The organism is Thioalkalivibrio sulfidiphilus, assembly GCF_000377945.1.
Taxonomy (GTDB): domain Bacteria; phylum Pseudomonadota; class Gammaproteobacteria; order Ectothiorhodospirales; family Ectothiorhodospiraceae; genus Thioalkalivibrio_A; species Thioalkalivibrio_A sulfidiphilus_A.
On the sequence record NZ_KB898956.1, the window covers coordinates 26,125 to 32,135 of the forward strand.

Below are 6,011 nucleotides of genomic sequence, written 5' to 3' on the forward strand. Positions count from 1 at the left end.
ATCGCCGCAGTGAACACCAGTGCGAACTAGCCTCCGTAGTCCAGCATCTCGGCGATGCGCGCGGCCCTGTCCGGGTCGATGCCATCCACCTGTGCCAGGGCGTCGGCGTCGGCGGCCAGCACCGCACGGGCGCTGCCGAAGTGCCGAAGCAGCGCCTCGGCGCGGTCCGCATCCACGCCGGGCAGGCTGCCTAGCAGGTAGAGCTGGGCGTCGCGCCGGATGGCGGGCTTGCCCAGGCGCTCGCCAGATGCGGCGTCCTGGGCAGAGGCGAGCCCCATCAGGTAAATGAGCATGCCGCTGTTGTCCGCGTCCGGGCGATGTGTGTCCGAGCACGGATTAAACCGGGTTCGCAACGCCTATAATGATTCCAATGAACCCGCAAACACTGATGCACAAGGAGACATGCATGTCCTGTTTTCGCACTTTGGCTGCCGCCCTCGCGCTGACCCTGGCCGCCGTGCCTGTCGCCTCCGCGGACTCCGTGGAAGAGGTCACCTACCGGGAACACATCCGTCCCCTCTGGGAGAACAACTGCGCCGCCTGCCACGGCGCGGCCTCCCCCTATCTGGGGGACTTTGACGAGGACAAGGAGCGTTTTGAACTGGCGTACTGAGCCATAAACCCCATGGTTTCTCTCACGGAGGCGCGGAGACGCGGGGAAAGCATTTATGTCTTAACACCCTGCGTCTCTGCGTCTCCGCGAGAGCATCATGCCTTTTGGTTTTCCCGTCTGAAAAGAACCAGTTCTCTCGCAGAGGCGCGGAGAAGGGCTTTTGATCCAAATACCCCGTGTCTCCGTGGCCCCGTGAGAGGGAAAGGGTTTTAGGCGGGGCACTCCCGGCGCAGGTAACTGACCTGCATCAATGGGCAACCCGGGAGGGATGTCTATACTCATTCCCAAGCCTCCCTATTCCACTGTCCCATTGACCCGCCAGGCAGCCGGCGGGCAGGAGTCAATGTCATGAATGCAGCGCGTGTCCCCCTGGTGGAAATAGCCTTCCGTAACATGGATCCGTCGGCCGCCGTGGAGGACAAGGTGCGCGACCAGATCGAAAAACTCGGCCAGTTCCATGACCACATCATGGCCTGCCGGGTGGTGGTCGAGACCGGACACCGGCATCACCACAAGGGCAACCTCTACCACGTGCGTATCGACCTGACGATTCCGGGCCACGAACTGGTGGTCAACCGCGCCCCGAAGGAGCACCAGGCCCACGAGGATGTCTACGTGGCGATCCGGGACGCCTTCGATGCCATGCGCCGGCAGCTCCAGGACACGGTGCGCAAGCAGCGCGGCAAGGTGAAACAGCACGAGACGCCGCCCCATGGCGTCGTCAAGGAAATCGCCCCCATGGCCGATTACGGCCTGATCGAGACCACGGATGGCCGGGAGATCCGTTTCACCAGCAAGAGCGTGGTGGATTATGACTTCAGCAAGCTGGAGGTGGGCGACCGGGTCTGGTTCACGGAGGTGGCCAGCGAGGACGGTCCTGCGGCCAGCACGGTGCACGTGGAAGGCAAGCATCACATCGTCGGCTGAGCCGGCCTCTGGAGGTTAGGGATCATGAAAGTCGGAGAGTTCTGCAATCGGGACGTGGTGGTGATGCGTGGCGACGAGTCCGCGCAGGCGGCCGCGGCGCTCATGCGTGAGCACCACGTGGGAGATGTGGTACTGGTGGAGGACAGGGGTGGCGTCACCACACCGCTGGGCATCGTCACGGACCGGGACCTGGTGCTGGAGGTGATGGTGCCGGGTCTGGATGCCGCGTCGCTCGCGGTCCGTGATCTGGTCACCGCGCCGCTGGTCACGGTACGGGAGGATCAGGGCCTGTTCGATGCCCTGGAGCTGATGCGCGCCAGGGGCGTGCGCCGCCTGCCGGTGGTGAACGAGAAGGGCGCGCTGCTCGGCATCCTGGCCGTGGACGACCTGGTGGGCCTCATGGGGGAGATGCTGTCGCGGCTCTCCTCGGTGGTGACCCGGCAGATCGTGCGGGAAGAAATGCGCAGACCCTGAAGCGCGCGGCGCCTCTCAACAGCTTGGTGGCCCTGGGGCTGCCATCCATCTCTCCCAGCCTCCGCAGTTCGGGGTTACATCCCGGACCCGGTGTTTTCATGACCATGTCACAGTCGGCTCCTATGGTTTCTCCTTCCGCACGGTTCAGCACGGGAGATCTCCATGAATGCCGTTCCAGCGCCCCACCCTCGTACGGGTGAACGGGTCCCCGAGTTCCTGTTGCCGCCGGTGGGCGGCGTGCCGACCACATTCTACGAACGCTACTGCGGACGCCCCGCCGTGCTGCTGCTAGGCGCGGATGCCCAGGCGCTGGCCCCCTTCGCGCCCCTGGCGCAGCGGGTCGATGTGATGGGCCTTGTGCCGGGCCCGGGTGGCAAGGCGGTGGAGGCGCCCGTCCCGGCCATGGGTGACGACGGACGCCTGGCCAGAGCCCTGGATGAGCAGTACCCGAGCCAGGGGGCGGTGGCCTGGCTCCTGGATGGCACCCTGCGGCGGGTGGCCCGTGTGCCGGCGTCGCGGGCGGAGGATGTCTGCTCGCTGCTCGATGAGTTTCCGGAGTCGGTTGTTCAGGAGGCGGTGATTCGCCAGGCAACGGCGCCGGTGCTCATGCTGCCAGGGGTGCTGACACCGACGCTGTGCGAGTCGTTGATCCGGCGCCATGATGCCGATCACTTCGACAGTGGCATGGTGCGCATGGTGGACGGACAGCCGGCCCTGGTACCCGATCATTCAGTGAAGCGGCGGCTGGATCACCGGCTCGAGGACGAGGAACTGGTGAGCCGGGTCAGTGAGCACCTGTCCCGACGTGTGTTGCCGGGCATAGCCACCGCCTTCAATTACCGGGTGACGCGCTTCGAGCCCTTCAAGGTGGTTTGCTATGAATCGGGCACTGGCGGATATTTTCGTCGACATCGGGACAACGTTACGCCGGACGCGCGGCATCGCCGCTTCGCCCTGTCCATCAATCTCAATGAGGACTACCAGGGCGGTAGCCTGGTATTTCCGGAGTTCGGCCCCGAAGGCTATCGTCCGCCCATGGGCGGCGCCATCGTGTTCTCGGGCGGCCTGTTGCACGAGGCCACGGATGTGGTGGCCGGCCGGCGTTATGTGCTGCTGAGTTTCCTGTGGGGAGATGAGGGCGCCTCCGTTTGACATCAGTCTCTCCCGTCGGCGGGATGCTACCACTCGTTCCCATGTCATGGTCGTGTCACATGGGCGTCATAACGTGTGCAGCCTTTGTAGACGCCCGTTGCCCCTGTCAGGAGTCCTTGCTTGTCGTTCACGCCTAGTCTTGATTTCATCCTGCGCGAAGGTCTTCTGACAGCGGTCTTCCAGCCGATCACCTCCCTGCGCCAGTCCAGAATCCTTGGGTATGAAGGTCTGATCCGGGGCCCGTCCGATAGCCCGTTGCATGTGCCCGAACGTCTGCTTGGCGAGGCGGCCGCTGCCGGCCGATTGTTCGAGCTGGATGTGCTCTGCCGGCGGGTCATCATCCGCCGCTTCGGCGAACTGGGCCTTGAGGGCCTGCTGTTTCTCAATGTGAGTCCCGCCGCCTTGGTGGATCCCCAGGCGGTGCAGGGTAGCACCCTGGCCATGGCCCGTGACGCGGGCATCGCACCCCAGCAGGTGGTCATCGAGTTGACCGAACAGCAGCCCATCGCCGATTTCGGTCTGATGTGCAAGGCGGTGGAGCATTACCGTCGCATGGGCTTCAGCATCGCCCTCGATGACCTGGGTGCGGGCTACAACAGTCTCAGGCACTGGTCCGAACTGCGCCCGGATTACGTTAAGATTGACAAGCATTTCGTGCAGAACGTGCACAATGACCCGGTCAAGCGACAGTTCATCCAGTCCATTCGCGAGATCGCTCATGGCCTGGGCACCCGAGTGATCGCCGAAGGCATCGAGACCCGCGCGGAACTAGAGACCCTGCGGGGTATGGAGATCGGCTCCGGTCAGGGGTATTACTTCGCTCGTCCGCAGGCGGATCCGCCCCGCGTGCTGGGGCAGCAGGACCTCGCATACGAGGGGCAAGCCGGTGGTCGCAGACGGCTTCCCGGGCAGACGGCGGGCGTGTTGTGCCGTCCGAATCCTTCCGTAGGCCCGGAACTGGAACTGGGTCGAGTCGTGGAGAGGTTTCAGCGGGATGCGGCTCTCAAGGCACTGACGGTGGTGGAAGCTGAGCGGCCGGTCGGACTGGTGCGACGCCAGGACATCCTGGCGCTTTATTCCCAGCGCTTCACCCGGGAACTGCATGACCGTAGCCCGGTGCGCTACTTCATGCAGAGAGACTTCCTGGTGGCCAGTGCGGACATGCCGCTGGAAGAGCTCAGTGCCATGGTCACATCCACCGAAGACGTCGAGGACGTGTTCATCATCGTCGATGAGGCGGGACACTACCTGGGGATGGCGCGGCTGCTCGATCTTCTCAAACGCATCACAGTCCTGCAGATCAGCTACGCGCGTTACGCCAATCCGTTGACCCAGCTGCCGGGTAACGTACCGCTCAATGAATACATGGACGGGCTGCTCAACGAGGGAGTCAATTTCGTGGTGGCCTATTGCGACCTGGATCACTTCAAGCCCTTCAACGACTACTACGGCTACGCGAGGGGGGATGAGGTCATTCGAGCATTGGGCTCCCTGCTGCTCGAAAACGTGGACCATGTGGGTGACTTCGTCGGTCACGTGGGCGGCGATGATTTTGTGCTGGTGCTTGCAGGCGGTGATTGGGAGCAGAGATGCCGCAGATTGTTGCAGGCCTTCGACGCCATGGCCCCAGGTTTCTACGAACCGGAGGATCTGGCCAGCGGTGGCATCCGCGCCAAGGATCGGCAAGGCCGGGAAACCTTCTATCCCATGTTGAGCCTATCGATTGGCGTGGTGCCCGTATCGCCGGATCGATTCCATTCCCATCTGGACATTGCCCACACGGCCTCCGAGGCGAAACACCAGGCCAAGGCGATGGAGGGCAGCAGCCTATTCGTGGACCGGCGCAGATCGATCCTCCCCCAGCAGTCCAGGGAGACGGCGAATAACAAACTGTCTAACGCCCCACCCGCTTGACCGCCGCGATGTGGGCGGAGAGGACATAGTCCTCGACACCGCGACCCGGGGCCCAGTCCCTGATGAATTCCCTGGACTCGTCCTTGGGCGTGATGCGGATGTCGGAAAAGCCCGCATCATCCAGCATGGCGTGCAGGTCCGCCAGCAGCGGCGCACCCGAGATGCAGCCGGCATGTAGCACTGGGTCGTTTCTCATCTCCTCGGGCAGTTCCGTGCTGGCCACCACGTCGGAGATGGCCAGGCGTCCGCCGGGCCTGAGGATGCGGAAGGCCTCCCGGAACACCTGGGGCTTGTCGGGGGAAAGGTTGATCACGCAGTTGGAGATGATCACGTCGGCGGTGTTGTCCGCTACCGGCAGGTGCTCGATCTCGCCCAGGCGGAACTCCACGTTATTGAAGCCGCCCTTTTCTGCATTGGCGCGCGCCTTGCTCACCATGGCGGGGGTCATGTCCACGCCGATCACCTTCCCGGTCTCGCCCACCTCGGCCGATGCCAGGAAGCAGTCGAAGCCGCCGCCGCTGCCCAGGTCCACCACCACCTCGCCGGGTTTGAGGCTCGCGATGGCACGGGGGTTGCCGCAGCCAAGCCCCATGTCGGCGCCTTCGGGCACCGTAGCCAGGTCCTGTGCTGAATAACCAAGGCGGGTGGAGATCAGGGTATTGATGGCGGCGTCATCGGATACACCGCAGCAACTGGATGCCTCGCCGCAACAGTCCCCGCTGTTGCTGGCCTCGGCGACCCTGGCATAGCTCTCGCGCACGTGCTGGCGCAGTTCGTCTGCCTTCTTCTGGCTCATGGCCTGATACCTGAGTGGCTGGGATAGGCCATTATTCTATGCCTGATTCACTTCTCCTGCAGTGACCGGCGGTGTCTAGCCCGCATATCACACCACCCTTCTACTGCGGCCGCCGATCTGCTCGCTGTGACGGGG

Annotated in this window: 7 protein-coding genes; 5 read left to right on the forward strand and 2 right to left on the reverse strand. The window is 63.8% G+C overall.

What is annotated here, in order from left to right; translation table 11 throughout:
* Nucleotides 1–26: 26 nt before the first annotated feature.
* Nucleotides 27–293, reverse strand: a complete 267-nt coding sequence (locus D580_RS15570) for a helix-hairpin-helix domain-containing protein (RefSeq protein ID WP_018954755.1) — start codon at nucleotides 291–293, stop codon at nucleotides 27–29.
* A 113-nt stretch (nucleotides 294–406) separates the two neighbouring features.
* Between D580_RS15570 and D580_RS0112725 the strand changes: the two genes are divergently transcribed.
* The 5 genes from D580_RS0112725 (at nucleotide 407) to D580_RS15575 (ending at nucleotide 5,080) form a co-directional block, all read left to right on the forward strand.
* Nucleotides 407–613, forward strand: coding sequence for a hypothetical protein (locus tag D580_RS0112725; protein WP_018954756.1), 207 nt, complete (start codon nucleotides 407–409; stop codon nucleotides 611–613).
* Between the two features lie 348 nt (nucleotides 614–961).
* The gene (locus D580_RS0112730; RefSeq protein WP_026289964.1) at nucleotides 962–1,540 is read left to right on the forward strand and encodes an HPF/RaiA family ribosome-associated protein; all 579 of its coding nucleotides are present in this window, start codon (nucleotides 962–964) and stop codon (nucleotides 1,538–1,540) included.
* A 24-nt stretch (nucleotides 1,541–1,564) separates the two neighbouring features.
* Nucleotides 1,565–2,014, forward strand: a complete 450-nt coding sequence (locus D580_RS0112735; protein ID WP_018954758.1) for a CBS domain-containing protein — start codon at nucleotides 1,565–1,567, stop codon at nucleotides 2,012–2,014.
* A gap of 162 nt (nucleotides 2,015–2,176) precedes the next feature.
* Nucleotides 2,177–3,166, forward strand: a complete 990-nt coding sequence (locus tag D580_RS0112740; RefSeq protein ID WP_026289965.1) for a 2OG-Fe(II) oxygenase family protein — start codon at nucleotides 2,177–2,179, stop codon at nucleotides 3,164–3,166.
* A gap of 120 nt (nucleotides 3,167–3,286) precedes the next feature.
* Nucleotides 3,287–5,080 (forward strand): bifunctional diguanylate cyclase/phosphodiesterase, encoded by a 1,794-nt coding sequence (locus D580_RS15575; protein WP_081617288.1) that lies wholly within the window; start codon nucleotides 3,287–3,289, stop codon nucleotides 5,078–5,080.
* Here D580_RS15575 and D580_RS0112750 read toward each other — a convergent pair.
* A complete protein-coding gene (locus D580_RS0112750; RefSeq protein WP_018954761.1) occupies nucleotides 5,061–5,876 on the reverse strand; it encodes an arsenite methyltransferase in 816 nt (271 codons plus the stop codon). The two genes, D580_RS15575 and D580_RS0112750, sit on opposite strands and share 20 nt — an antisense overlap.
* Nucleotides 5,877–6,011 lie beyond the last annotated feature (135 nt).

Bases quoted from the DNA above. Each gene is read 5' to 3' on its own strand.
- D580_RS15570 (WP_018954755.1), bottom strand. From the start codon at position 293: ATGCTCATTTACCTGATGGGGCTCGCCTCTGCCCAGGACGCCGCATCT.
- D580_RS0112725 (WP_018954756.1), top strand. From the start codon at position 407: ATGTCCTGTTTTCGCACTTTGGCTGCCGCCCTCGCGCTGACCCTGGCC.
- D580_RS0112730 (WP_026289964.1), top strand. From the start codon at position 962: ATGAATGCAGCGCGTGTCCCCCTGGTGGAAATAGCCTTCCGTAACATG.
- D580_RS0112735 (WP_018954758.1), top strand. From the start codon at position 1,565: ATGAAAGTCGGAGAGTTCTGCAATCGGGACGTGGTGGTGATGCGTGGC.
- D580_RS0112740 (WP_026289965.1), top strand. From the start codon at position 2,177: ATGAATGCCGTTCCAGCGCCCCACCCTCGTACGGGTGAACGGGTCCCC.
- D580_RS0112750 (WP_018954761.1), bottom strand. From the start codon at position 5,876: ATGAGCCAGAAGAAGGCAGACGAACTGCGCCAGCACGTGCGCGAGAGC.